Annotated in this window: 21 protein-coding genes and 1 pseudogene; 20 read left to right on the top strand and 2 right to left on the bottom strand. The window is 38.9% G+C overall.

Features of this window, described 5'->3' with window-relative positions:
• Positions 1-12: 12 nt before the first annotated feature.
• The 6 genes from IGI37_RS14300 (at position 13) to yicI (ending at position 7,907) form a co-directional block, all read left to right on the top strand.
• Positions 13-471 (top strand): YaiI/YqxD family protein, encoded by a 459-nt coding sequence (locus IGI37_RS14300; RefSeq protein WP_438762744.1) that lies wholly within the window; start codon positions 13-15, stop codon positions 469-471.
• Positions 468-1,337, top strand: coding sequence for an AraC family transcriptional regulator (locus IGI37_RS14295; protein WP_438762743.1), 870 nt, complete (start codon positions 468-470; stop codon positions 1,335-1,337). Before IGI37_RS14300 ends, IGI37_RS14295 begins: the two co-directional genes overlap by 4 nt.
• A gap of 238 nt (positions 1,338-1,575) precedes the next feature.
• The gene (locus IGI37_RS14290) at positions 1,576-3,057 is read left to right on the top strand and encodes a glycoside hydrolase family 1 protein (RefSeq protein WP_438762742.1); all 1,482 of its coding nucleotides are present in this window, start codon (positions 1,576-1,578) and stop codon (positions 3,055-3,057) included.
• A gap of 149 nt (positions 3,058-3,206) precedes the next feature.
• A complete protein-coding gene (locus IGI37_RS14285; protein ID WP_438762741.1) occupies positions 3,207-4,616 on the top strand; it encodes a response regulator transcription factor in 1,410 nt (469 codons plus the stop codon).
• 127 nt (positions 4,617-4,743) lie between these two features.
• Positions 4,744-5,646 (top strand): ROK family protein, encoded by a 903-nt coding sequence (locus IGI37_RS14280; RefSeq protein WP_438762740.1) that lies wholly within the window; start codon positions 4,744-4,746, stop codon positions 5,644-5,646.
• Positions 5,643-7,907, top strand: coding sequence for an alpha-xylosidase (gene yicI / locus IGI37_RS14275; protein WP_438762739.1), 2,265 nt, complete (start codon positions 5,643-5,645; stop codon positions 7,905-7,907). Before IGI37_RS14280 ends, yicI begins: the two co-directional genes overlap by 4 nt.
• Before the next feature lie 91 nt (positions 7,908-7,998).
• Here the strand turns inward: yicI and IGI37_RS14270 are convergent, their stop codons facing one another.
• A complete protein-coding gene (locus tag IGI37_RS14270) occupies positions 7,999-9,771 on the bottom strand; it encodes a sensor histidine kinase (protein ID WP_438762738.1) in 1,773 nt (590 codons plus the stop codon).
• Between the two features lie 10 nt (positions 9,772-9,781).
• Complete coding sequence (locus tag IGI37_RS14265; RefSeq protein WP_438762737.1) at positions 9,782-10,387, bottom strand: YesL family protein; 606 nt, start codon at positions 10,385-10,387, stop codon at positions 9,782-9,784.
• A 252-nt stretch (positions 10,388-10,639) separates the two neighbouring features.
• Here IGI37_RS14265 and IGI37_RS14260 point away from each other — a divergent pair, with 252 nt between their 5' ends.
• The 14 genes and pseudogenes from IGI37_RS14260 (at position 10,640) to cshA (ending at position 26,947) form a co-directional block, all read left to right on the top strand.
• The gene (locus IGI37_RS14260) at positions 10,640-11,581 is read left to right on the top strand and encodes an ABC transporter permease (protein ID WP_438762736.1); all 942 of its coding nucleotides are present in this window, start codon (positions 10,640-10,642) and stop codon (positions 11,579-11,581) included.
• Positions 11,582-11,598: 17 nt separating this feature from the next.
• Positions 11,599-12,540 (top strand): carbohydrate ABC transporter permease, encoded by a 942-nt coding sequence (locus IGI37_RS14255; protein WP_438762735.1) that lies wholly within the window; start codon positions 11,599-11,601, stop codon positions 12,538-12,540.
• 24 nt (positions 12,541-12,564) lie between these two features.
• Positions 12,565-14,295, top strand: coding sequence for an ABC transporter substrate-binding protein (locus tag IGI37_RS14250; protein WP_438762734.1), 1,731 nt, complete (start codon positions 12,565-12,567; stop codon positions 14,293-14,295).
• Between the two features lie 82 nt (positions 14,296-14,377).
• Positions 14,378-15,046, top strand: a complete 669-nt coding sequence (locus IGI37_RS14245; RefSeq protein WP_438762733.1) for an SGNH/GDSL hydrolase family protein — start codon at positions 14,378-14,380, stop codon at positions 15,044-15,046.
• Positions 15,033-16,497: pseudogene (locus IGI37_RS14240) on the top strand (alpha-L-fucosidase). Before IGI37_RS14245 ends, IGI37_RS14240 begins: the two are co-directional and overlap by 14 nt.
• 15 nt (positions 16,498-16,512) lie before the next feature.
• Positions 16,513-17,316, top strand: a complete 804-nt coding sequence (locus IGI37_RS14235; protein ID WP_438762732.1) for an alpha/beta hydrolase — start codon at positions 16,513-16,515, stop codon at positions 17,314-17,316.
• Positions 17,317-17,527: 211 nt separating this feature from the next.
• Positions 17,528-18,610: a Gfo/Idh/MocA family protein gene (locus IGI37_RS14230; protein WP_438762731.1), complete on the top strand. Its 1,083-nt coding sequence runs from the start codon at positions 17,528-17,530 to the stop codon at positions 18,608-18,610.
• 1 nt (position 18,611) lies between these two features.
• Positions 18,612-19,361 (top strand): sugar phosphate isomerase/epimerase family protein, encoded by a 750-nt coding sequence (locus IGI37_RS14225; protein ID WP_438762730.1) that lies wholly within the window; start codon positions 18,612-18,614, stop codon positions 19,359-19,361.
• Positions 19,358-20,074, top strand: a complete 717-nt coding sequence (locus IGI37_RS14220) for a ThuA domain-containing protein (RefSeq protein ID WP_438762729.1) — start codon at positions 19,358-19,360, stop codon at positions 20,072-20,074. The genes IGI37_RS14225 and IGI37_RS14220 overlap by 4 nt, the downstream gene beginning before the upstream one ends.
• 39 nt (positions 20,075-20,113) lie before the next feature.
• Entirely contained in the window at positions 20,114-21,082 is a 969-nt protein-coding gene (locus IGI37_RS14215) for a sugar phosphate isomerase/epimerase family protein (RefSeq protein WP_438762728.1), read from the top strand.
• A gap of 39 nt (positions 21,083-21,121) precedes the next feature.
• Complete coding sequence (locus IGI37_RS14210; protein ID WP_438762727.1) at positions 21,122-22,171, top strand: Gfo/Idh/MocA family protein; 1,050 nt, start codon at positions 21,122-21,124, stop codon at positions 22,169-22,171.
• 335 nt (positions 22,172-22,506) lie between these two features.
• Positions 22,507-23,586, top strand: coding sequence for a D-alanine--D-alanine ligase (locus IGI37_RS14205; RefSeq protein WP_438762726.1), 1,080 nt, complete (start codon positions 22,507-22,509; stop codon positions 23,584-23,586).
• A 76-nt stretch (positions 23,587-23,662) separates the two neighbouring features.
• On the top strand, positions 23,663-25,030 hold the full coding sequence (locus IGI37_RS14200) for a UDP-N-acetylmuramoyl-tripeptide--D-alanyl-D-alanine ligase (RefSeq protein WP_438762725.1): 1,368 nt from the start codon (positions 23,663-23,665) through the stop codon (positions 25,028-25,030).
• A 336-nt stretch (positions 25,031-25,366) separates the two neighbouring features.
• Positions 25,367-26,947, top strand: a complete 1,581-nt coding sequence (gene cshA, locus IGI37_RS14195) for a degradosome RNA helicase CshA (RefSeq protein ID WP_438762724.1) — start codon at positions 25,367-25,369, stop codon at positions 26,945-26,947.
• Positions 26,948-26,989 lie beyond the last annotated feature (42 nt).

Raw genomic sequence — 26,989 nt, 5'->3', positions numbered from 1 at the left:
TGAGGTGTACAATTGAAACTATTTATTGATGGGGATGGATCTCCAGTGAAAGAAGAAACAATTGCACTGGCGCAGATGTACCATCTTCCAGTTGTGATTGTTACCAGTATTGATCATTATACTACAAAAGAATACCCAGAATTTGTGACATTTGTTTATGTAGATAAAGGGGCAGATAGTGCGGATTATCGGATTGTAGGTCTGACGCATCCAGGAGACATTTTAGTGACTCAGGATTACGGACTGGCCTCTTTAGTTCTTAGTAAAGAGGTTCGAGTGCTTCACCAGTTAGGGACAGAATACACCCTAGAAACGATTGAAACCTTACTTGAGCAACGATATTTTAGTGCTAAATTAAGAAAAGCAGGTCAACGAACGAAGGGACCAAAAGCTTTCACACTAGAAGACCGCATGCGCTTTAAAACAAGCTTAGAAACCATAATTATTGAGCAGGTAGGTGAGAGACCGTGAGTACCTATTTAGAAATCCCAACGTTTGATAGCGATTTATTATACCGTTCGTTTCTAAATGATGGTATGGGAATTGTATATCCACACTGGCATAAAGAAATCGAGATTATTTACTCAATTGTTGGAAATGTTCGTATTGGTGTCGGAGAAGAGATTGTTCAAGTGAATCAAGGGGAGATTTATTTCTTTTCTAGTGGCGAGCCTCATTATTTTTTGTCCTCACCGGATAGTGAACGTTATGTGTATCAGTTTGATTTGAAGATGTTTGATGAAAAAACCTTACGGATAGGTGAGAAATCACTGGTCTCACTCTTTGAAACAAGCGAGCGTCACAGTTATAATTGGCCAAAAGAAACAGAAAAAAAGGTTCGTGAAATTTTGTTAAATCTTTACCGTTACAATGAAGATACGGCAGATGGTGCCAACTATCTCCTTTTATCTGAGCTGTATCATTTGATGGGGGTCTTTTATCGTGAACTGCCGACAACTAGCCAAGAATATCGTCTATCACATCGGTCAACCATCCACTATAAGGAAACATTAGAGCGATTGAACAAGGTGTTTGACTATGTGGAAGAACGTTTCCTAGAGCCAATTACCTTAGAAGAAGTGGCCCATTTTGTTGGTTTCAGTCCCTATTATTTTACGCGTTTTTTCAAAACGAATACGGGCAAAACCTTTATGGGTTTTCTAAATGAGTACCGAATTACACAAGCCAAATTTATCTTAGCTAATGAAAAAATCCCTATGGCAGAGGTAGCCGAAAAATCTGGGTTTACCAGTGTTAAAACATTCCATCATGTGTTTAAGGAGTCGGTTGGACTAGCGCCATTACAGTATCAAAAACAGTTAAATGAGCGTTTATAAGTACTGACAAAAGAGCGTTTCTAAAAGGAGTCCAATAGTCGACTGATCTTTAGAAACGCTCTTTTTTTCAGATGTTTTTTAGTGTAGATTTTTTTGAAAGCGTTGACTTTTAAAAAAATCTACGCTATATTTTATTTGAAAAGTAAGTTTATCATACTAACTAACTTACGAGAGTCTATTGAGGATTTGTGGATTGGTTTTGCGCAGAGAGTTGATAGATGCTGAAAGGATTATATTTATGTATTACAAAGAGCTAGAATCATTTCCAGAGAATTTTTTATGGGGAGCGGCTTCTGCAGCGTACCAAATTGAGGGTGCTTGGGATACTGATGGGAAGGGGCCGTCTATTTGGGATGAATTTTCTCGAATTGAAGGGAAGACGTTTGAGAAAACAAATGGTGACGTAGCAGTCGACCATTATCATCGTTATAAAGAGGATGTCGCTTACATGAAGAAGATGGGGTTAAAGGCCTATCGGTTTAGTGTAGCTTGGAGTCGCGTGATTCCTGATGGAGAAGGCGAAATCAATGAAAAGGGGCTAGCCTTTTACGAAAACCTTGTTGATGAACTACTTGCCAATGGTGTTGAACCAGTTCTTACGTTGTATCATTGGGATATGCCGCAAGCCTTACAAGATAAGTATGGAGGTTGGGAGTCAAGAAAGGTGATTACAGCTTTTAAAAAATATTGTGAAGCTTTATTTATTCGTCTAAAAGATAAAGTGAACTATTGGGTAACTATGAATGAGCAGAATGTTTTTACCTCACTAGGTTATCGTTGGGCGGCGCATCCACCAGCAGTCACAGACTTGAAAAGAATGTATGCAGCGAACCATATTGTCAACTTAGCGAATGCCGAAGCAATTTCATTATTTCACGAGCTTGTTCCTAATGGACTGATTGGTCCTAGTTATGGATATGGTCCGATTTATCCATTAACAGCAGATCCTTCTGATGTTTTAGCTGCTGAAAACGGCGAGGCCTTTAATAACGATTGGACACTAGACGTCTACTGTAAGGGAACCTATCCCAAATTTATTATGAAACAATTAGAGCGATTAGGGATTGCTCCAGAGGTTACACCAGAAGATAGTCGAATCCTAAAGGCTGCAAAACCAGACTTTTTAGGGATAAACTATTATCATGGGGGAACAGTGCGCCAAAACCGCATCGAAAAGCCAGAAGAGAGCTCCTCAGACCAAATAAATACCGAAAAGAATTTTTCGAAGACAGATCCATATTTGATGCAACCAAAAGAAGAACAAGCGATGGCCCCTGAAGTTCCGATGTTTAATGGCATTGAAAATCCTTATTTAGAAAAAACGAAGTGGGGCTGGGAAATTGATCCAGTTGGGTTCCGAGTTGCATTGCGAAGAATTCAATCAAGATATGATTTACCTATTTTTATCACTGAAAACGGATTGGGTTCCCTTGATGAGCTGACGGAGGATAAAAAAGTGCATGATGACTATCGAATTGCTTACTTAAATGAACATTTACTTGAAATGAAAAAGGCAATCACAGATGGAGTCGAAGTCATAGGTTATTGCGCATGGTCATTTACAGATTTGCTGAGTTGGTTAAACGGTTATAAAAAACGGTATGGTTTTGTCTATATTGATCGCGATGAGCATGACGAGAAAACGTTAGAAAGAATCCCTAAAGATAGTTTTTATTGGTATCAAGAAGTCATAAAAGAAAACGGCGAGAACTTGAAATAAGACACAATTAATTGAATACATGATAAACTATAAACGATCAATGCAACAGCATCTGAAAGTTCCAAATTATCTAGAAAAGAAGCTGAGATAGACTAGTGGTTCCGTCTCGCTTTTTTTCTTTTTCAATATTTATAGAAATGAGGGGTTAGATGAAAAAGATTTTAGTGGTGGATGACGAGCAAGCCATTCGTGAAGGTTTAACGTATCTGATTGATTGGGAAAGCTATGGGTATGAAATTATTGGGACAGCCAAAAATGGCAAAGAAGGCTTGCAATTACTAATCGAACAGATTCCTGACTTAGTGATTACAGATATCAAAATGCCACAATTAAACGGCCTTGATATGATTAAGGAAGCCAAAAAATTAGGGCATTGTCCTCAAGCAATTGCCCTATCAGGCTATTCTGAATTTGAGTATGCCAAAAAAGCAATTCAGTTAGATTTTTTTTCGTATTTATTAAAACCAATTGACGAGGAAGAGTTAATAGAAAGTTTAACCAAACTCAATGAATTGGAAGAATCTGAGCGTACAGTGAGCTTACAGCATGAGCTAGTGAATAAGCTATTTGGAAACGATGCAAAGCCGCTAGTTGGTTACACCTGGGTCAATTGTTTGCGCACAAGACAGCCGTTAGAGGAGAAAGTTCTAGCAAAATTTAAGAAACACCAGCTAGAAGTAATTTCGTTGAGTCACTATGGGTATACCTACCAAGTGCTACTGTCAAATGCGACGGATACACAAAAAATAGCTGTTGAAAAATTGGTGAAATCTAGTCAGGAAATTATTTCGACAGGGTGGGTAGAAGCGAACCAAAACTTAGGTGTGTTGTATTCTGAAATTAATTACCTGTCGAGATTGACCTTTTTATTTCCTAATCAATATATTTCACCTGAACGTTTTTCAAATGAAAATCAGGGCGTTTTTTCGCATGAAGAAATTGTGCAACAGTTAGTGAAAGCAGTTGTTACAGCAAATGAGTTAAAAACGACAATCACCAACTATGCCGCTTATTATTACAATAGATTATCGTTTGAAGAGGATGTAAAATGGCAAATAAACCAGGATTATCACTTGATTATTCGTCAAGTCCGTGGGCAAGCGACCGTTGATATTCAGGAATTTACGATGACCTTTAGCACAGATATCTTTGAAGCAACGACCTTTGATGAATTATTAAAGCGCTTTACAAGGCAGATGGTCCGCTTATCATCCGTTGTTGCGGAAGCCTTAAATAATGTGGATATCATTTCAGAGATTCTCCATTATGTGAGTGAAAACTATATCGAAAATCTTTCCTTAAAATCAATTGCTGAAAAATTCAATTATAATAGTGCCTATTTAGGCAAAAAATTCCGTAAAGAAACCGGGAAGAGTTTTGTGAATTATCTCGAAGGAATTCGGATGGAGAAAGCGGCGAGTTTACTCTCTTCATCTAATTTGATGGTGTATGAGATTTCTGAGCAGGTCGGTTATAAAAATGTGGATTACTTTTATAAGAAGTTTCGTCAGTACTATAAGATTTCTCCAAATGAGTATCGTAATTTGAAGAAACAATAGACGCATCAATTAGCTAATCACTACTTTTGTGGGTATAAAACACTAATCTGCGCTGTATAAAAGTTTGGGTGCCATTCGCTATAATATGGGTAGTATGATAACGTTTACTTTTCAAAGGTGGGATTCGATGTTTTTATGTTTTGATGTAGGTGGAACCTTCGTGAAATATGGGCGATTCGACCAAACTGGTAAAAAAATAGAAAAAGGAAAATTTAAGACCTGTTTACAGTCTAAAGAAGCGTTTATTGATTCTCTTGTGGAACAGATAAACAAAGCGGATAGGCAATCACAAAACCAACTAAAAGGAATTGGCTTAAGTTTTCCGGGCTTTGTTAACACAGAAACAGGTGAAGCAATCTTGGCGGGGGCACTGACACCTCTACATGGAGAAAATATTTATGAGTTGTTGAAAGAACGACTTGGTAAAGAGTATCCCATGGTCATTGAGAATGATGCCAATTGTGCAGCACTAGCAGAAAACTTTGGCGGAAAGGCAGCGGCGGTTTCTGATTTTGCACTTATTACACTTGGAACGGGGATTGGTGGCGCGATTGTCGTGAATAATCGAATTCTGCATGGTCATACGTTTCGGACAGGAGAGCTGGGTATGATGGTGACAGATTACCATCAATCTGCTTATAAAACGCTTCATGAACTCGCCTCAACACAAGCATTGGTTACGAGTTATCGAAAACAAAAAGGAATGTCTGCCTCAATTGAGGTTTTAGGGGAGACCATTGTTTCAGAGCTCGAAGATCCGCTCGTAAAAGAAGTAGTCCAAGAATGGGCGCAGTTCGTCGCGATTACCGTATTTAACACCGTCGTTATGCTAAATCCAGAAAAGGTTTTGATTGGTGGAGGGATTAGTCAGAGTCACCAGGTTATTGAAATGATTCATGAAGAATTAAAGAAAAACAGTCATTGGGTTGATTTTAAAGTGCCTGTTGAGGCCTGTCAATTTTTTAATGACTCAGGTTTAATGGGAGCTTATTATTTGATTAAGCAAAAGGTTGAGGAGGAGACAAGATGAAATTCACAGATGGAGGCTGGCTTGTAAAAGAAGGCTTTGAAGTCAATTATGCCGTTCATGTATATGATACAAGACAACAAGACAACACACTAATTTTTTATATGCCGTATAGTTATATTGGTCATAAAGGTTTTACTTTAGATGGTGGGCTAATGACTATGGAGGTATCCACACCCCATGAAGATGTGATTGGCGTTAAACTGTACAATTATAAAGGCGTTCAGCCAAAAGCACCCGATTTTCTTATCCAAACACAAGAGGTAATCCCAGTGATTGCAACAGATGGTGAAGTCTACCAGTTTGAATCAGGGGACTTACGTGTGGAAATTACTAAAGGTGAACAGCTATTTACGCGTTTTTATTATAAAGGAAAATTGATTACTCAGAGTAAACCACGAGGAAAAGCCCTAGTGCATGATCCAAGAGGCGAGGCTCATATTAGTGAACAGCTAAGTATTGATGTGAGTGAAGCTATCTATGGTTTAGGAGAAAGGTTCACAAATTTCGTAAAAAACGGTCAGACTGTCGATATTTGGAATGCGGATGGTGGAACAGGTACAGAACAAGCCTACAAAAATATCCCCTTTTATGTGAGCAACAAAGGGTATGGTGTGTTTGTCAATTCACCAGATAAAGTCAGTTTTGAAGTTGGCAGTGAAAAGGTCTCAAGAGTCCAGTTTAGCGTGCCGGGACAATCGCTTGAATACTTTGTGATTGCAGGCGAAACCATGAAAGGCGTCTTGAAAAACTATACGGATTTAACAGGCAAGCCTTCTTTACCGCCTGCGTGGTCCTTTGGGTTGTGGTTAAGTACTTCTTTCTTAACTGATTATGACGAAACAACTGTGAACTCGTTTGTGGATGGCATGTTAGAGCGTAAAATTCCACTAGAGGTCTTTCACTTTGATTGCTTATGGATGCGCGAATATGAGTGGTGTAATTTTACGTGGGATGAACGAACATTCCCAGACCCAATCAACATGTTGCGTCGTTTGAAAGAAAAAGGCTTAAAAATCTGTGTCTGGATTAACCCGTATATTGGTCAAAAATCTCCGCTATTTGATGAAGGAATGGCCAAGGGGTACTTCTTGAAACGGGCAAACGGCGATGTTTGGCAGTGGGATAAATGGCAAGCAGGGATGGCCATTGTTGATTTTACCAATCCAGAAGCGACTGCTTGGTATACAGAGAAGTTAAGAGAGCTGATTGGTATGGGCGTAGATTGTTTCAAAACGGACTTTGGAGAACGAATTCCAATCGATGCTGTTTATGCGGATGGTTCTGACCCAGAGAAGATGCATAACTATTATGCCTACCTGTATAATAAAGTCGTTTATGATTTATTAGTTGAAGAAAAAGGGCAAGAGGAAGCTATCTTATTTGCGCGGTCAGCCTCTGTTGGTTCACAAACATTGCCTGTTCACTGGGGTGGTGATAGTACATCTGATTACCCATCAATGGCTGAAACCTTGCGTGCAGGTCTTTCATTCGGGTTGGGTGGTTTTGGTTATTGGAGTCATGACATTTCAGGCTTTGAAGCAGGTGCGACACCTGATTTGTATAAACGGTGGACCCAGTTTGGCTTATTGTCTTCTCATAGTCGCTATCATGGAAGCTGGGAATATAAAGTGCCATGGATTTATGGAGAAGAAGCGGTTGATGTCGCTCGAGACTTTACCAAATTGAAACTCCGCTTAATGCCGTATCTACAAGCACAATCAGTCAAGACAGCAACAGTTGGTTTGCCAATGATGCGAGCGATGGTCTTAGAATTTACTGAAGACCGTGCCACGCATCAATTAGATCAACAGTATATGTTTGGGGATGATTTATTGGTGGCGCCAGTCTTTAATGAAGAAGGCCAAGTCAGCTTCTATGTTCCAAATACAGAAGGACGATGGACAGATTATTTAACAGGCAAACGTTATGCAGGTGGTCAATGGTACCATGAAACGGTGGATTATTTCCATCTACCATTATTAGCTAGACCAAATGCCATCATCATCGAAGGAAATACTGATGACAAAGCCGTGTATGACTATACTGAAACGCCAACGATCCATGTCTTTGAGTTAGGGGCAGATGAAACGGCCTCAGCATTTGTCTATAATGAACATGGCGACAAAGTGGGCGAAGTATATGCCAAACGAGTGGCAGGTCAAGTGGAAGTCAAACTAGAAGGAATCAAACAAGCAACTCTGGTATTACATGAAGACGAGACAAAAGAAGTGGCAGTAAAAGAAGGAACAACATCTATTTAAAGACACTCAAACAGTAGAGACTGGAGCATAACTGATAAAGTTATGTCCCAGCCTCGTTTTTTAGCCATCTATAAGTGGATGATAGACTTGTTTAATAGGTTGTTAGACTGTTAATGATGATTTGGACTTTGGTTCCTTTCATGACCTCACTTCGGATACTGAGCCCGTATGTCTCTCCATAAAACATCTTAATTCGATTGTTAACATTACGTAACCCGATATGCTCGGTAACATCCAGATCATTATGTGTCATCTGCGTACGAAGATAATCTAGGTGTTCTTGAGAAATGCCGACCCCATTATCTGTGACTTCGATGATTAGTTTGTGGTCGCGTTTTTCGATGTTTAGGGTAACTAGCCCATTTTCTTCGATGCCTTCTAGCCCATGAGCAATCGCATTTTCAACAAGAGGCTGAATGAGTAGCGGTAGTAGTTCAATTTGTGTAGGATTGATGGTATCTGATAGAAACATTTGAAAGTTTACACGATCGCCAAAACGCATTTTTTGAATATCCGTGTAAACTTTAACCGTTTCGAGTTCTTCTTCTAAAGTAGTAATTTTTTTCCCTTGGTAATCTAAAGTAAAACGCATGGATTTTGCCAAAAGTTTGATGGAATGTGCCACGTCAGGATTGCCGTTTTTTAGAGCCGTCATTCGAATTGTTTCAAGTGTATTAAACAAAAAATGCGGGTTAATCTGCCCTGCTAAGAGTCGGAACTCCATTTGTTGCTGCTGGTTTAAGAGTTCTTTTTCTAGTAACTGGGCTTCAAAAATCTGTTCTTCTTTTTGTTTGATACGCTGGGTAATCGTATGGAAATCTAGAGAAATTCTGGAAACTTCATCAGCACCGTCAATTTGTTTGAAAAAGTTATAATCTTCTATGGAAGCATGGTAGACGGCTGCTTGAAGATTTTTGATTCGGCTTGAAAAAAAGTTCGCAAACACAAGCATAACGAGAGAAGTCATAACTAACACAATGATTAAGATGCTAATCCAACGAATGACATTGGCGCGTAAATTGCGATAAGCACTGTAGTCCACTGAATAGACCACTATTTTATCCTGATCGTTTGGTAGATGCAGGGTATTCAGGGCAACTAAGGCATCTTTTTTTTTATCTGTTGATTGAAAGGATTCTTCTTCATCTGAGTGATTTTCTATGGGAAATGAGACCTTTTTGCCGGCCAGTTTAATGGTATCACTATAAAATAGCTTTTGATTATTTAGTTGGATTTCCGTGTAATAACTGGAATGTTGCATGCGATTTTTTAAATAATTATAATCCACTTGCATCTTTAGAACCGCTTGATAATTTGTTAAAGGCAGAGGTAAAGACATATATAATGCCAGCTTTGGAATACTATCTTCCGTTTCGATTTGCCAAAATTCGTTTGGTTGACTGACCGCTTGACTGAACCATGAAGAAGTTTGAATTTCAGGTGTTGCATAGGCAAAATTTTTATAGTTGACGAGTGTCGTATTGGTTGAATAAATAGTGATACTATAAATCGATGTTTCTTGTTTTTTAATCCGATTAATGTAAGAATACTGATCCTCAGCATACAAAGAATCTGACTCATCTTCGTAGGTCGTTGAGAGAATTTCACGCAGCTGGGGGTCTGTGGACATGTAATTCGCGATATTTTTAAACGAGTTGGTTGTATCAAGAACTACCGACTTCGCTCGTTGGGCATTGGCAGCAGCTAGGCCTTTATAGTTTTCGGTTAATTGCCGGGTGGAATCAGTCGTTAAGATGAGGCCGATAGCCAAAGTTGATAAGAGAACTAAGGGTACAAAGATGATAAACAGTTGCTGTCGGATTGGGTAACGGTTGATTTTATTCATGAATAAGCGCAAATTCATAGCATTCATCCTAGTCTAAGTATTGTTTATAAATAGAAAGAAATAAAAATGAGCAGCAGTACGCTGCAAAAGAAAAACCAAAAACAAATAATAGAAGCTTCATACCAGGCATTAGAACAAGTAAACAAAAGATCGTTACTGGTAATAAAAGCACACCTATCACTTTAACAGGATTGTCAAAGGGGAGCAATAAAGCATTTTTTAGGGTTTGCTTTAACGTATTTTTATAGCGACCAATCAAAGAGAAGCTGAGAAGTAAAGAAAGTAAAAAGAAGGCGGCTATAAAGAGAGCAAAAATACCAATGATACTTGTTAAGATGGTTTTAAAGGCAAACCAAAAGATGCTACTAAAAAATAAGAATAGCATAGGCAGACCAAGACTAAAGAAAGCGGCAGTGGCCTGTTTGAAATTTTGTTTAAAATAGCTGAAATAATCTTTAATAAGATAGGCATCTTGATGCTCTGCGTATTTAGTTGTCACAGCGAGTAAGGCAGTGACAGATGCACCGATTGTTACAATAGGTAAACAAGTCAAAATAAATAGCACGTTAAGTAGAACAAATTGAATAAAAAGAGTCAGACCTTGATGGAATGAACTATCCATGTTGAATTTCATATAGAGAACCTCCGATTGTTTTGATTGTCTTCATTTTACCCGAATTATTCGTTTTGTGAAAGCGGTCGCAAAAATGATTGCGTAGTTTAGAAAGCCTATTTAACAGCGTTTGTAGAATATTTTGTGGTAAAACACTAAAAAAGATGTCTATTTTTTACTGTACGGAGGTGCACTTTGTCATAGTTTCAAAAAAGAAATCGGATGCTATGATTACAAATGTAAAAGCGGTTACAGATTAAAAGGGGTGAAAAAATGGAAATCAGACAGAGCACGAAAGAGAAAGCGAAAAGTCGGAATAGAAGAGACGGAAAAATAATGTTTCTCTGCATTATTCCCTTTCTAATCCTTGTCTTTTTATTCTCTTATTTCCCTTTACATGGTTGGATTTATGCTTTATATGATTACAAACCAGCCTTGGGATTATCGGGAAGTGAATTTGTTGGATTGAAATGGTTTAAGATTCTTGTTTCCAGTCCAACACAGCTCAGTCAAATTATTCAAGTATTAAAGAATACATTTGCGATGAGCTTTTTAGGAATTGCAACTTCGATGTTGCCTGTATTTTTTGCAATTTTATTAAATGAAGTGAAGTGTAAATGGTTCAAAAACCTCGTTCAAACATTAACGACTTTACCAAACTTCATTAGTTGGGTGTTGATTTATACAATCGCATTTAGCTTATTTTCTTCTACAGGCTTAATCAATACGTTACTACAAGAAAATGGCTTTATTTCAGAAGCAATCAAGTTTTTAGATAGCGACAATCATACCTGGTTGATGATGTGCTTGTGGAATATCTGGAAGGGATTAGGCTGGGGGGCTATTATGTATTTGGCCGCCATTGCCGGGATTGACCCAGAACTTTATGAGTCAGCCAGAATTGATGGCGCCAATCGTTTCCACCTGATGCGTTATATCACCTTACCGGCATTAATGCCGACCTACTTAGTTATGTTGATGTTATCGATTGCCAATCTTTTAAACAATGGGATGGATCAATACTTTGTTTTCCAAAATGCTTTTAATAAAGAACATATTCAAGTATTGGATTTGTATGTCTATAACATTGGACTAGGTGGAAATAGCCTGTCTCTAGCAACTGTTTTAAGTATGTTGAAGAGTCTGGTTAGTGTGGCGCTGTTAGCCATCGTGAACTTTGCTTCGAAAAAAATTAGAGGAAGCTCTATCATTTAAGGAAGGAGAAACGTACCATGGAATTATCACTAAAGAAAAAAGACAAAACGAAACCTCACAAGCTTCCTCGCACGAAAGAGGATATTCTCTTTAATGTCGTGAATTATACCTTCTTTGGACTGATTACATTAATCTGTGCCTATCCATTTTACTATTTGATTATCAATTCGATTAGTAACAATGAGTTTAGCGCTCTAGGATCCATTCGTTTTGTTCCTGAGGGGATTCATTTTGAAAATTACAAGGAGGTTCTACAGTTAGATGGCCTTTCTATTGCGGCTGTTGTCTCTGTCGCTAGAACAGTAATCGGCACAGCCTGCACTGTTTTGGCTTCGGCTTTCTTAGGCTTTATGTTTACACAACGTAAAATGTGGAAACGTCAATTCTGGTATCGGTTTGTGATTGTTACCATGTACTTTAATGCTGGGCTGATTCCACTATTTATTACAATGAAAACGCTGGGCTTAACGAATAATTTTTGGGTGTACATTTTACCAGCGATTGTTCAACCGTTTAATATTATTTTAGTTAAAACTTATATTGAATCGATTCCGGCTTCTTTACAAGAGGCGGCTGAAATGGATGGTGCCAACATCGTCCAAATTTTCTTTAAGGTAATCTTGCCGAACTGTACACCTATCTTAGCGACCGTTGCAATATTCTCAGCCGTTGCGCAATGGAATTCATTCCAGGACACACTTATCTATATTACTGATCAGAAGTTATATTCTCTACAATACTTATTATACACCTACATTAACCAAGCGAATTCATTAGCGCAGATGGTTAAAAATACGACAGGGTCATTATCAGGGGTTATCTCTGCGGCAACTACCCAGACACCAACCTCCATTCGGATGACCGTTTCAGTTATTGTTGTTTTACCAATTATGTTTATCTATCCTTTATTTCAACGCCACTTTGTAAAAGGAATTATGTTAGGCGCGGTCAAAGGATAAGACTACTTTTAAGGAGAGTTTATGATGAGTTTAAAAAAGAAAATTGTTGCGGGGTTATTAGGGGTTTCGCTACTTGTCAGCATGTCTGCTTGTGGTTCTGAGAAAAAAGAAAGTAAACCAGATAAAGATGAATTGTTGACGATTGATGTATATGACGGATTAGCCAACTATATGGGGATTCAAAAAGGTTGGTTTGCTGAAGTGGTTAAAGAAAAATTTAATATCGAACTAAATATCATTGCGCCAAACGTTGCTGGAAACGGCGATACCTTGTACCAAACACGAACAGCAGCAGGTGATTTGGGTGACTTAATTATTGTCGATAACGGCAAACAATATAACGAGTTAGTACAAGGTGGGCTGTTATATGATGCTACTGATTTATACAAGGATATGAAAAATGTCAGTAAGTATGATGCGGCGGTTCAGCATTTGAATGATGGCTCTGAAGGAATCTATGGGTTCCCAACCAGCGTCTCTAGTTTATCACCGACAACTCCGTCAGAAGGGTTAGACTTGAACTTCGGCGCCTATATTCGTTGGGATTTATATAGTAAAGAAAATTATCCTGAGATCAAGACAATCGAGGATTTGTTACCAACATTGAAAAAAATGCAGGATGCGAATCCAACGACTGAATCTGGGAAAAAAGTTCATGCGTTTTCACTATTTAGCGATTGGGATGGCAATATGATGGCTATGGCTAAACAACTGAGCAATTTATATGGTTATGATGAGGTTGGTTTTGCTTTAGCAAAAGCAGATGGTTCTGATTATCAAAGTATCATTGATAGTGATTCAGAGTATACACGGGCATTAAAATTCTATTATGCTGCGAACCAAATGGGGTTAGTGGATCCAGAATCAACGACACAAAATTACGATACAATGTATTCCAAATATCAAGATGGTCAAGTGTTGTTCTCATGGTGGCCATGGTTGGGTCAGGCCGCCTATAATACAACGACAAATCTCGATAAAGGACAAGGCTTCATGTTGGCACCTATTAAGGATCAAAAGATTTATTCATTTGGTGCAGAAGTGTATGGTGGCAAACAATTTATCGGAATTGGTTCAAAAGCGAAAGACCCTGAACGCTTAGCCAAATTTGTTGACTGGTTATATTCACCTGAAGGCGCACTTGCAAATACTTCTCAAACACAAGGAAGTGCTGGGATTGAAGGTTTAACTTGGGAAATGAATAAAGATGGCTTGCCTGAGTTGACTGATTTCGGGAAAGAAGCCTTATTTGGTGGTGAAGCAACGGTTCCAAAAGAATACGGTGGGGGCAGTTACAAGGATGGTGTTTCTGCATTAAACGTAACGACTATTCTAGGGATTGATGTTAATCCAGATAATGGGTTCTCATATAATTATACGTTATGGGAAACTTATCAAAAAGAAAATACCAATCCATTAAAAGAAGACTGGTCGAAAAAAATGGATGGCGCAGAAACAACTTTAGATTATTTAGAAAAGACAAACCAAATTGAGGTGGCGCCAGGAGCAAGTTATGTGGCACCAGAAGATAGTTCAGAGATTTCTGTGTTAAGAAACCAAATTAAATCAACAATAGTTGAATATTCATGGAAAATGGTCTTTGCCAAAGACGAAAATGAATTTAACAAGCTTTTAAAAGAAATGCAAGATACAGCAAATGGTTTAGGTTATGACCAAGTGTTCGAAGTAGATATGGCGAACGCGAAGGATCAAAATGATCAGCGTGTTGCAGTAGCGAAGGAATTTGCAAAGTAGGAACGTTCTAGTTAAAGAGTGAAACATGCAAACAGATAGTTTGGTTGCTGTTTCGCTCTTTTTTGCGGAAAGGAAGAGGACAATGTTTATTTCAAAAAAAGATCGAATCGTTTTTGTAGGGGATTCAATTACCGATAGCAATCGTAATTTAGAGATGCCGCCAGCTAAATGGGCATCTTGGGGAGATGGTTATGTTCATTTGATTAATGGCTATACGACAGCTTTTCACCCCGAAAAAGAGTTAATGGTGGTTAATAAAGGAATCAGTGGGGATCGAGTGGTCGATCTTTCAAAACGTTGGCAAGAAGATGTGCTAGATTTACGACCAGATTGGGTAGTGATAATGATTGGGATTAACGATGTCTGGCGTCATTTCGATAGTACGTTTAGCCAAGATGAACAGGTTACCCAGGAGATGTTTACTACAACCTATCGAGACTTACTGACAAAGACAATACCCAGTGTTAAAGGACTCATACTATTATCTGCATTTATGGTAGAAAAGAATTTAGAAGATCCGATGAGAAAAAAAGTGGACCAGTACAATCGATTGACGAAACAGCTAGCTGAAGAATTTTCTTTACGATTTGTTGATGTGCAAGCCTATTTTGATGAGTTTTTGAAGCATCAGTCTTCATATGTTCTGAGCTCAGATCGTGTCCATCCTTCTACAGCTGGGCACATGTTAATTGCCAAGGCCTTTATTGAATCTTGTAGTTTAGGGGGAGGTATGGCAGATGAAAACCATTGATGATATTAAAAAAATTGCAAATGCGGGGCCGTTTCAACCAAACTGGCAATCGCTTAATGAATTTGAAACGCCGTCATGGTTTAAAAAAGCCAAGTTTGGGATTTTTATTCACTGGGGCCTCTATAGTGTTCCTGCATTTAATAATGAATGGTACTCAAGAAATATGTATAGAAAAGGGACGGAAGAATATCAACATCATATTAATACGTATGGATCGCATGAAGAATTTGGGTATAAAGAGTTTATTCCACTATTCACAGCAGAAAAATTTGATGCGGATGAATGGATCCAGCTGTTTAAAGACGCAGGTGCAAGATACTTTTTCCCAGTGGCAGAACATCATGATGGTTTTCAGATGTATCAAAGTGAGTTGTCTAGATATAATGCTTTTGAGATGGGCCCACAGCGAGATATTCTAAAAGAGCTAAAAGTGGCCGGAGAAAAAGGAGGTCTTGTTTTTTGTACCTCCTCACACAGAGCAGAGCACTGGTTTTTTATGGGTCATGGTAAAGAATTTCCAAGTGATATTAAAGAACCAATGAAAAAAGGCGACTTTTATTGGCCAGCACAACCGGAGCCAGATAATCAAGCGTTACAGAGTCAGCCCTATCCAAACGCAGAGTTTTTTAGAGGATTGGTTGCTTCGAACAGTAGAAATCATTGACCGTTATCAGCCAAAAGTTTTATACTTTGATTGGTGGATTCAGCATGAGGCATTTAAAGAATCTCTTCAACTATTGGCGGCTTACTACTATAATAGTGGGGAGACATGGGGACAAGAGGTTGCGATTTGTTATAAACACGATGCGATGATGTTTGGATCGGGTGTGGTTGAAATCGAACGTGGGAAATTTTCAGAGGCTCAACCATTTTACTGGCAATCAGATACAGCTATTGCAAGAAATTCTTGGTGTTATACAGAAACACTGGATTATAAAGAGGTAAAAGAAATTCTCTATGATTTGATTGAAGTGGTTTCTAAAAACGGTAATCTACTATTGAATGTCGGTCCTAAAGGAGATGGTTCAATCGCTGAAAAGGATCAGCAGATATTAAAAGAAATCGGTCGTTGGCTGAAGACGAATGGGGAGGCAATTTATGCTTCGAAGCCTTGGAGAAAAGCTGGAGAAGGTCCGACACGTTTAATATCAGGACAGTTTCAAGAAAATACACCTACAACATATACAAAAGAAGATATTCGATTCGCGGTTGCAGGAGACGCAATTTATGCCTTTCTGTTAGCACCAAACGAAGGGGAACCATTGACTATCAAATCATTGGCCGCTTCATCGAATCAGGATGTTCCTGAATTTCATGGTTTAATCAAAGAGGTTCATTTATTAGGTGGAAAGGAAGAACTCGATTGGCAAGTGACCAATCAAGGGTTGACACTGACTCTTCCTGAACACTTAGATGACCTTCCAAAAGTATGTAAAATAATAATTGTGTAGAGGAGTAATGAATAAATGAAACATGAACGAATTCAATTGGATAACAGCACGGCGTACGTGGATACGTACTTTTTATCAAATTCACCTGAGATGATTGAAGATAGAAAACGTCCTTTAGTTATTATTTGTCCAGGGGGAGGTTATGAGATGACCTCTGATCGCGAGGCTGAACCAGTAGCTATTCGGATGTTGAACATGGGGTTTCATGCGATGATCTTACGTTATAGTGTCGCTCCAAGTCGTTTCCCAGAGAGTCTTGTACAGCTAGCAAGAACCGTCCAAATCGCGCGTCAACATGCTCAAGATTGGGGAGTGGATACGGCTAAAATTATCGTCGCTGGTTTTTCAGCAGGCGGTCACTTAGCCGCTAGTTTAGGTGTCTTTTGGCACGAAGATTTTCTTAAAGATTCTCTTGAAGGGGACCAAGAGACGTGGCAGCCTAATGCTTTATTATTAAACTATCCTGTAATAAGCTCGGGATCCTTTGCGCATCTTGGCTCGTTTCATTCTTTGTTAGGCGAGAACTATGAGGAGTTAAAGGAATTTGTTTCCTTAGAGAAGAGAGTTTCTAATAAAACACCACAGACATTCTTGTGGCATACGCTTGAAGATGATACCGTACCTATGGAAAATAGCTTGGCCTTTGCACAAAGCTTGCGTAAATATGACGTTCCTTTTGAGCTACATTTGTTCCCTAAAGGTGGACATGGCTTAAGTCTAGGAACCAAAGAAACCAGTGTTAGTAACGGTTATGGCATTCAAAAAGAGATTACCGTTTGGCCCGATTTGTTTCGAACTTGGGTTGAAAATAATTTATAAAAACTAGTCTTATTAATCGACGTGGTGCGCAAAAATTGACTCACTGCGTCGATTTATTTTTTTGCTGAATTTAAGCAGTTTGAAAGACAAAATAAAAAAGCGCAATATTCGGGAATTTTTTAGATGGAAATTGGGAAGAAAGCCTTCTCACAATCGGCTAAAATGGAACTATCAAAAAGAATTCAAATAAAGAATTACTAGGAGGAAACAAATGTCAGTAAAAGTTGGAATCATCGGATGTGGCGGAATTGCCAATGGGAAACACATGCCTTCATTATCAAAAGTCAAAGAAGTTGAATTGGTGGCATTTTGTGATTTAGTCGTTGAACGAGCAGAAGAAGCAAAAGAAAAGTATGGAACGGACTCAGCAAAGGTTTACACAAATTATAAAGAAATGTTAACGGATTCAGACTTGGATGTTGTTCATGTCTGCACACCAAATTCTTCTCACTCAGAGTTAACAGTAGCAGCTCTAGAAGCTGATTGTCATGTAATGTGTGAAAAACCAATGGCAAAAACTTCAGAAGAAGCTAGAGCAATGATTGACGCTGCAAAACGAACAGGTAAAAAATTAACGATTGGGTATCAAAATCGTTTTAGAACGGACTCACGTTACCTACATGAAATCTGTGAAGATGGTGAGTTAGGTGATATTTACTTCGGAAAAGCGCATGCTATTCGTCGTCGGGCTGTCCCTACTTGGGGTGTTTTCCTTGATGAAGAAGCACAAGGTGGCGGACCATTAATTGATATCGGCACACATGCGTTAGATTTAACTTTATGGACGATGAATAATTACAAACCGAAATTTGTAGTAGGAAAGGCCTACCATGAGTTGTCACAAACGGAAAATGCAGCAAATGCTTGGGGCCCTTGGGATCCAGCTAAATTTACAGTTGAAGATTCGGCGTTCGGTTATATTGTGATGGAAAACGGCGCCTCTATTTTCTTAGAATCTAGTTGGGCATTAAATAGCTTAGATGTGAAAGAAGCAAAAACCAGTTTGTATGGCTCTAAAGGTGGAGCAGATATGGATAATGGCTTGACCATCAATGGCGAAAATCGCGGCCTTCTTTTTGAAAAACAAATTGAATTAGAAACTGGCGGTGTGGATTTCTATGATGGTGCTACACAATCACCAGAATTATTAGAAGCACATTCTTGGATTCAAGCGATTTTAAATGATACGGAGCCCGTTGTAAAACCCGAACAAGCACTGGTTGTAACAGAAATTCTGGAAGCTTTGTATGAATCATCAAATACAGGGAAGCCTGTTTACATCAAAGGAGAATAAGATGAAACCACAAATCGCCTTACAATTATGGAGTGTTCAAGAAGCTTGTCGCGAAGATTTTTTAGGCACCCTAAAAGCGTTGAAAGAATATGGTTATGAGGGGGTTGAATTTGCTGGCTACAATGGGTATTCGGCAGAGGAAGTCTTAACAATGCTAAAAGAAACCGGCCTTCAAGTGGCAGGTTCGCATATTCCTTTTGAGCAAATGGATACAAATCTGGACGAAGTGATGGCCTTCGAAAAAACAATTGGCAACAAACGAATTGTTTGCCCCTATGCTAGCTTTGAAACGGCCGAAGAATGGCATGCTTTTATTAAACGGATGGCAGAGATTGCTACAATCGTGAAAGAGCACGGCTTTGAGTTTTATTATCATAACCATGCGCATGAATTTAAAGAAGTCCCAACAGAGGATTTGTTGGAAGTTATGACACAGAAATCTTCGGCTATTCGTTTGGAAGTCGATTTATATTGGTTGAGTGCTGCAGGAAAAGATGTCGCGCAATGGGTGAAAGCTCATTCAAACGCAATTGGGCTATTCCATATGAAGGATATGCAAAAAGAGCCACAAGAAAGTACAGAGATTGGTTCAGGAATCCTTCCTATGGGTGAGTATGTTGCGTTGGCTAAAGAGCTTAACTTACCGTGGTTAGTTGTGGAACAAGAAGCATTCCAAGCGTATACACCAATGGAAGCGGCAAAAATTGATTGTGATGTGTTACATCGTTTAGTAGAGGAGCGTTTCAAATGATACAAGTAACTATATGGAATGAATTTAGACATGAAAAAACAGATAAAGCCGTTCAGGAGATGTACCCAGAGGGCATCCACGGACAGCTTGCTAATTTCTTGAAAGAGGACTTTCAAGTTCGAACAGCAACTTTGGATGAGCCAGAGCATGGACTTTCAGAAGACGTTTTATCTGAAACGGATGTTTTGTTGTGGTGGGGACATATGGCGCATGATGAGGTCAGCGATGAGATTGTTGCTCGCGTGCATCAACGAGTATTAGAAGGAATGGGGCTGATTGTTTTGCATTCAGGTCATTTCTCTAAGATTTTCAAAAAACTGATGGGGACTTCTTGTGATTTAAAATGGCGTGAAGATGACCAACATGCTCGTGTGTGGAATGTTAATCCAAGTCATCCGATTGTGGAAGGTATTGGCGAGTACATTGAGTTAGAAAAAGAAGAGATGTATGGCGAGCACTTTGATATTCCGGCTCCAGATGAACTTGTTTTTGTTAGTTGGTTCCCAGGTGGAGAAGTCTTTCGAAGTGGCGTAACTTACCGTCGTGGCAATGGCAAAATTTTCTATTTCCAACCAGGTCACGAAACATATCCTTCTTACTACAACGAGAAGGTCCAACGTGTCATCAAAAATGCAGTTCGGTGGTGTAAACCAACAGAAAATACCTATCCTTATTATGGACATTTTGAAGCGTTAGAAAAGTCAAAAGACTAGAGATTAGTTGAACGGATTAGAAAAAGGAGAGAAACAAACATGAAATTAGGCGTATTTACCCCTTTATTTAATAATTTAAGCTTTGAAGAAATGATTGATACAGTTTCAAAAGCTGGTTTACAAACAGTTGAGATCGGAACAGGTGGTTCGCCTGGCGATGCTCATTTATCGATTGATAAATTATTAGCAAGTAGCGATGAGAGAAAAGAATATCTAGCAAAATTAGAGGATAAAGGATTATCAATTTCAGCGTTAAGCTGTCACAACAACCCTATTTCTCCGTTAAAAGATGTTGCTAGTGAAGCAGATGAATTGTTAAGAAAAACAATCAAGCTAGCAAGTTTGATGAATGTTCCTGTCGTAAATGGCTTTTCAGGAATCTCTGGTGGGAATCCAACTGATACACAAGTTAACTGGCCTGTTTTACCTTGGCCAACCGAATATGATGATAACTATAACTATCAATGGGAGAAAAAACTCATTCCTTATTGGAAAGAAATCAATCATATTTCAGAAGATGCTGGAGTTAAGATTGGGATTGAATTGCATGGTGGGTTCTTATGTCATACTCCTTATACAATGCTTAAGCTTCGTGAAGCAACAGGAAAAGCAATTGGTTGTAACTTAGACCCAAGTCATTTGTGGTGGCAAGGAATTGATCCAGTAGCCGCAATCAAAATCTTAGGCGAAGCAGATGCGATTCACCATTTCCATGCAAAAGATACGTATTTGGATCAAGACAATATCAATATGCATGGGTTAACAGATATGCAACCTTACGGCAATGTGAAAACACGTGCATGGACATTCCGCTCAGTCGGCTGTGGTCACGATTTACAGACTTGGTCAGATATGATTTCGGCACTTCGAATTTATGGTTATGATTATGTTTTAAGTATTGAACATGAAGATCCTATTATGTCAATCGAAGAAGGCTTAACTCGAGCTATCACAAACTTGAAGAGCATTATGATTAAAGAACAACCTGCTGATATGTGGTGGGTGTAATAATCACCTAAACAGACTAGAGAGAAACGAGGAATAAAGATGTCAGCTATAAATTTTGCAGTGATTGGTTATGGAGGTATGGGATCGTATCATGTGCATACAATCATGCCAAAAGAGCAAATTCATGTGAAGGGAACGTTTGATATTTCAAAAGAGCGTCAAGCTGTTTCTGAAGAAAAAGGGCATTACGTTTACACGAGCTACGAAGAAGTCTTGAATGATAAAGAAATTGAAGCAGTCTTAATTGCGACACCAAATGATAGTCACAAAGAGCTAGCAATTCAAGCAATGAGAGCTGGTAAACACGTAATATGTGAAAAACCGGTTGCTATGAATACACAAGAGTTTGATGAAATCTTAGCCGTGGCAAAAGAAACGGGGCAAACCTTCATGGTTCACCAAAACCGCCGTTGGGATCCTGATTTTCTGATTATTCGTGAATTATACAAAAACAAACAAATCGGTGACTTTTTCCAAATTGAATCACGCGTTCAAGGAGCAAACGGAATCCCTGGTGATTGGCGTCATCTAAAAGCGCATGGTGGAGGAATGTTGTTAGACTGGGGCGTACATTTGTTAGATCAATTGTTATTTATGATTGATAGCCCAGTCAAAACCGTTGCAGCTGACTTTAGTTATATCTTAGGCGACGAAGTGGATGATGGAGTGGCTGCATTCTTAACCTTTGAAAATGGTGAAAAAGTAGTAATGGAAGTGGGAACAACCAACTTCATCAAGCTTTCTCGTTGGTATGTTAAAGGAACAAAAGGAACAGCAGTGATTGAAGACTGGGATCTATCAGGAAAGCTAGTTACACCAACTTACGCACCTGATGTGGTAGCTCCAACGCCAATTCAAGCAGGAGTCGGGCTTACAAAAACAATGGCGCCACCTTCTGAAGAAGCAACCAAAACCTTGCCTTTACCAAAAGGTCTGGCAGAGTATCCTGAATTCTATCAAAACTTTTATGATGTGATTCGTAACGATGCTGAACCTGTCGTTAAAAATGAAGAAGTCTATCGTGTGCTAAAACTAATCGAAACAATTTTTGAAGCAGGCGAAAAACAACAAATTTTAACCTTTGAATAAATAAATAAATAAAACAAGAAGGTCTCAACCAAACTTCCACAAGAGAAGGAGGTAAGACACTTCTTGTTTTTGTTTTTATTTAAAGTGCGGATCAGGCTTTAAGCATTGTGTGGTTTTCATGAAATTAGATTTTTTCAAGCAGATTAAATGTTTTCTGAAAAAAATAGAAAGCTTGAATGGCCTCTGTAGTGAGCAAGCGACTTCAAAAAAAGGCAAAAGAATCGTTAAATTGGTGTGAAAGATAGTCACTGTTCACAGATTATGCTAAAATATGAAAGGATACATGTAAAATAGCCAGAATCAGTCACGTAAAAGTGAAACAGGAGGAAAATCTTTTGAAGATTATTTTATTATACGGCGGACGCAGTGAAGAGCATGATGTCTCAATTTTATCTGCATATTCTGTACTAAAAGCTGTCTATTACAACTATTATAAGGTTCAATTAATATTCATCAGTAAAGAAGGTCAATGGGTAGAAGGCCCGTTATTAACGCAGGCACCAACAAGTGAAAAAGCCCTTCATTTAACTTGGGATACAAGTGGAGAACAGACAGAAGGTTTCACTGGAAAAGTCATTCAGCCAGGGGCAATTCAACAATCAGATGAGGAAATCATTGTCTTTCCAGTATTACATGGACCAAATGGAGAAGATGGTACCATTCAAGGATTTTTAGAAACGATTAATGTTCCTTATGTCGGAGCCGGCGTTCTAACAAGTGCTTGTGCGATGGATAAAATAATGACAAAATATATTCTTCAAGCAGCAGGTGTGCCACAAGTACCTTATGTTCCTGTTCTTGAAAGTCAATGGAAAGAGAACCCTAGAAAAGTTTTTGAACAATGTGAAGGCTCCTTACTTTACCCAATGTTCATTAAACCAGCAAATATGGGATCAAGTGTCGGAATTACGCGTGCAGAAAACCGTGAAGAGCTACAAAATGGTTTAGCAGAAGCCTACCGTTTTGATTCTCGTGCGATTGTGGAACAAGGCATTGAAGCAAGAGAAATTGAAGTTGCTGTCTTAGGAAATGAAGATGTTCGGACGACGGCACCCGGTGAAATTGTGAAGGATGTTGCCTTTTATGATTATAATTCAAAATATATCGACAACAAAATTACGATGCAAATCCCGGCAGAAATTCCACTAGATGTTCAAGAAAAGGCACAAAAGTACGCAAAAATTGCATACAAAATGTTAGGCGGAAGTGGCTTAAGTCGTTGTGATTTCTTTTTAACGAATAAGAATGAGCTTTTCTTAAACGAGTTGAATACGATGCCTGGTTTCACTCAATTTAGTATGTATCCTGTTTTATGGGAGAATACGGGACTAAAATACAGTGATTTGATTGAAGAACTTATTCAATTGGGCTTAAATCGTTACAAACAGCGTCAAAGTTTTTTTACAAATAAATAAGTCATAAGGGATGAAGTTTTTGTCAGGATATTGGCGAAATGTTTCATCCCTTGTGTTTGAGAAAAGGTGGAAGAAGATGCATTTAACAATCAAAGAAGTCGTTCAAGCAGTCGAGGGAACGTGCGGAAATGCACAGGATGCAGTGATCTCTGGTGTCGAATTTGATAGTCGAAAAATAACTAAGGGCGATTTGTTTGTGCCACTTTCAGGCGCCAGAGATGGACATGAATTTATTCAACAAGCGATAGAAAATGGGGCAGTGGCAACATTTTGGGCACGTCCGTATCCAGCAGGGTTAGAAACTGTTTCTGATATTGCCGTGATAAATGTCAATGATCCTTTAGAAGCAATGCAAAAACTAGCTAGTTATTATTTGAGCAAAGTCGGCGCAGATGTGATTGCTATTACGGGTAGTAATGGCAAAACAACAACAAAGGATATGACCGAAGCAGTTCTCGCGCAAAAGTTTGTGACTTACAAAACGCAAGGCAACTATAATAACAATATCGGGTTGCCTTATACCGTTCTTCACATGAAGGATAACACAGAAAAGATTATTCTTGAGATGGGGATGGACCATGCAGACGAAATTAGCGAATTGTCTCTGATGGCTAAACCAGTTGTTGCGGCTATCACGATGATTGGGGAAGCGCACATCGAAAACTTGGGTTCACGGCTTGGAATTGCCAAAGCTAAGATGGAAATAACTGAAGGGCTTTCGGATGAGGGGTTACTTGTCATTCCTGCACATGAAGAACTGTTAAACCCTCTTGTGACGCACTTACCCCAAACGATTCAAACGTTTGGGTTGAACAGTGCAGACGTCACGGCGCAGATTATTTCTGAAGAGAAAATGCGCACAACGTTCACCGTTGAGGGCCACTCATTTACGATTCCTGTTCCTGGAAGCTATAATGTGACGAATGCGCTGATTGCTTATCAAATTGGTCGTTGGTTTGGTTTATCTATAGAAGAAATTCAGCAGGGGTTGGCTCATTTTCAACTAACTCAAAACCGAACACAATGGTTAAAGGCAGCAAATGGTGCAGATATTTTAAGCGACGTATACAACGCGAATCCAACAGCAATGGGCTTAGTCTTGGATACGGTGAGAAATCTTAAAGCCGAGGGGCAAAAGATGGCCGTTTTGGCAGATATGCTTGAATTGGGACCAGATTCAAAAGCGATGCATGCGCAAATGGCTGACCATTTTGACGCCTCTTTTTCAAAAGTTTTCTTATACGGAGAAGAAATGCAGGCCTTAAAAACACGTTTAGATAGTCAAAATTCGCCAATCGACGTTCAATTGTTTTCAAAGAATGAGAAACCGGCGTTGATTAAAGCGATTATCCAAGCTCTGCAGCCAACTGATTTGGTTGTTTTAAAGGGTAGCAATGGGATGGGTTTGGCTGAAGTAGTGAAAGAATTAGAAAATATGAAATGAAAAAGGGTAAAACTTGCTGAAAACAAGATAATATGATAGAATAACCTATTGCCGAAAGATGAAGAAATTTAATTGGAACTATCTATATGAGAATAGATTTTTATATTGATAACGAAGCTGAACGAATCCCGTTTGGCTTTTCTAATGCCTGACTTCGTGAAGAGAATTTTTCGGTGGTGTCACAATAGCTGGGAATGCGCGGAACCATTAATGGCAATTGTAGACAAAAGACTTATTTTTCTCTTCAACTAAACGAATCGACGGGAGCCAGCAAGCGATTGAATAAATTGCAATAAGCTAAATCCTCAGTCAACAACTATCTTAGGAGGATACCACTTGAAATTTAAAGAACTAAGTTTATCACCAGAATTATTATCAGCAGTAGAAAAAGCAGGATTTGAAGAAGCAACACCTATCCAAGAAGCAACGATTTCCCTTGCACTAGAAGGAAAAGATGTGATTGGTCAAGCACAAACGGGAACAGGTAAAACGGCCGCGTTTGGGTTACCTATGTTAGAAAGAATTGATACGAACAACCGTGACTTACAAGGATTAGTCATTGCGCCAACGCGTGAATTAGCTATCCAAACACAAGAAGAATTGTTCCGTTTAGGTCGCGACAAAAAAATTCGTGTTCAAGCAGTTTACGGTGGGGCTGACATTGGTCGCCAAATCCGTGGCTTAAAAGATCGTCCACATATCGTTGTCGGAACACCAGGCCGTATGTTAGATCATATTAACCGTCACACATTAAAACTTGGCACAGTTCAAACATTAGTCTTAGATGAAGCAGATGAAATGTTAAACATGGGCTTCTTGGAAGATATCGAAAAAATTATCTCTCAAGTACCATCTGAACGTCAAACATTATTATTCTCAGCAACGATGCCCCCAGCAATCAAGAGTATCGGTGTGAAGTTTATGAAATCACCTGAGCATGTTCAAATTAAAGCAAAAGAAATGACAGCGGACTTAATTGATCAATATTATGTCCGTTCAAAAGATTTTGAAAAATTTGATATCATGACTCGTTTATTAGATGTTCAAACCCCCGAATTAACGATTGTTTTTGGTCGTACAAAACGACGTGTTGATGAATTGGCTCGTGGTCTTGAAGCACGTGGCTATCGTGCAGAAGGAATCCATGGTGATTTATCACAACAAAAACGTATGAGCGTTTTACGTTCATTCAAGAGTGGTCATTTAGATATTTTAGTGGCGACAGATGTGGCAGCACGTGGTTTGGATATCTCTGGGGTCACCCATGTCTACAACTACGATATTCCTCAAGATCCAGAAAGCTATGTTCACCGTATTGGTCGTACAGGGCGTGCGGGTAAAGGCGGAATGTCTGTAACGTTTGTGACACCAAATGAGATGAGTTATTTACATGTAATTGAAAACTTAACTAAAAAACGCATGACTCCTCTACGTCCACCTTCAGAAAAAGAGGCTTTCAAAGGTCAGCTTGGTGCGGCTCTTGAAGAAGTGGAAACAAAACTTGAAGAAAACGGACTAGATAAATATCTTAGTGCGGCAGATGATTTATTAGAAAAATATGAAGCACAGGATTTAGCTGCTTTATTACTAAAAACGATCTCAAAAGATCCATCAGATGCTGTGCCAGTTAAAATCACGCCAGAACGTCCATTACCAGCCAATAAAAAAGGCTTTAACAAAAATGGCAAACGTGGTGGCAACAATAATGGTCACCGCAATCGTAAAGAAGGCGGAAGCTACCGTGGGAAAGAAAGCGGTGGTTACCGTGGGAAAGACGGCGGAAGTTATCGCGGCAACAATAAAAACGCTAAAAGTGGTGGCAGTAGCTACAACAACAAAAACAGCAATCGCCCATCAAATGGCAAACGTCCAAATGATAAAAAACGTGGCTTTGTAATCCGCAGTAATAACGATTAATCCAGAAGAAAATCTCTCGAAAGTTTATGAGAGATTTTCTTT

Source organism: Enterococcus sp. AZ194 (assembly GCF_051713825.1).
Classification (GTDB): domain Bacteria; phylum Bacillota; class Bacilli; order Lactobacillales; family Enterococcaceae; genus Enterococcus_K.
Note: the sequence above shows the minus strand (reverse complement) of the source record. Positions and strands in the feature narration are given on the sequence as shown.

Coding starts and splice junctions, on each gene's coding strand:
- IGI37_RS14290 (WP_438762742.1), top strand. CDS start 1,576: ATGTATTACAAAGAGCTAGAATCATTTCCAGAGAATTTTTTATGGGGA.
- IGI37_RS14285 (WP_438762741.1), top strand. CDS start 3,207: ATGAAAAAGATTTTAGTGGTGGATGACGAGCAAGCCATTCGTGAAGGT.
- IGI37_RS14280 (WP_438762740.1), top strand. CDS start 4,744: ATGTTTTTATGTTTTGATGTAGGTGGAACCTTCGTGAAATATGGGCGA.
- yicI (WP_438762739.1), top strand. CDS start 5,643: ATGAAATTCACAGATGGAGGCTGGCTTGTAAAAGAAGGCTTTGAAGTC.
- IGI37_RS14270 (WP_438762738.1), bottom strand. CDS start 9,771: ATGAATTTGCGCTTATTCATGAATAAAATCAACCGTTACCCAATCCGA.
- IGI37_RS14265 (WP_438762737.1), bottom strand. CDS start 10,387: ATGAAATTCAACATGGATAGTTCATTCCATCAAGGTCTGACTCTTTTT.
- IGI37_RS14260 (WP_438762736.1), top strand. CDS start 10,640: ATGGAAATCAGACAGAGCACGAAAGAGAAAGCGAAAAGTCGGAATAGA.
- IGI37_RS14255 (WP_438762735.1), top strand. CDS start 11,599: ATGGAATTATCACTAAAGAAAAAAGACAAAACGAAACCTCACAAGCTT.
- IGI37_RS14250 (WP_438762734.1), top strand. CDS start 12,565: ATGAGTTTAAAAAAGAAAATTGTTGCGGGGTTATTAGGGGTTTCGCTA.
- IGI37_RS14245 (WP_438762733.1), top strand. CDS start 14,378: ATGTTTATTTCAAAAAAAGATCGAATCGTTTTTGTAGGGGATTCAATT.
- IGI37_RS14235 (WP_438762732.1), top strand. CDS start 16,513: ATGAAACATGAACGAATTCAATTGGATAACAGCACGGCGTACGTGGAT.
- IGI37_RS14230 (WP_438762731.1), top strand. CDS start 17,528: ATGTCAGTAAAAGTTGGAATCATCGGATGTGGCGGAATTGCCAATGGG.
- IGI37_RS14225 (WP_438762730.1), top strand. CDS start 18,612: ATGAAACCACAAATCGCCTTACAATTATGGAGTGTTCAAGAAGCTTGT.
- IGI37_RS14220 (WP_438762729.1), top strand. CDS start 19,358: ATGATACAAGTAACTATATGGAATGAATTTAGACATGAAAAAACAGAT.
- IGI37_RS14215 (WP_438762728.1), top strand. CDS start 20,114: ATGAAATTAGGCGTATTTACCCCTTTATTTAATAATTTAAGCTTTGAA.
- IGI37_RS14210 (WP_438762727.1), top strand. CDS start 21,122: ATGTCAGCTATAAATTTTGCAGTGATTGGTTATGGAGGTATGGGATCG.
- IGI37_RS14200 (WP_438762725.1), top strand. CDS start 23,663: ATGCATTTAACAATCAAAGAAGTCGTTCAAGCAGTCGAGGGAACGTGC.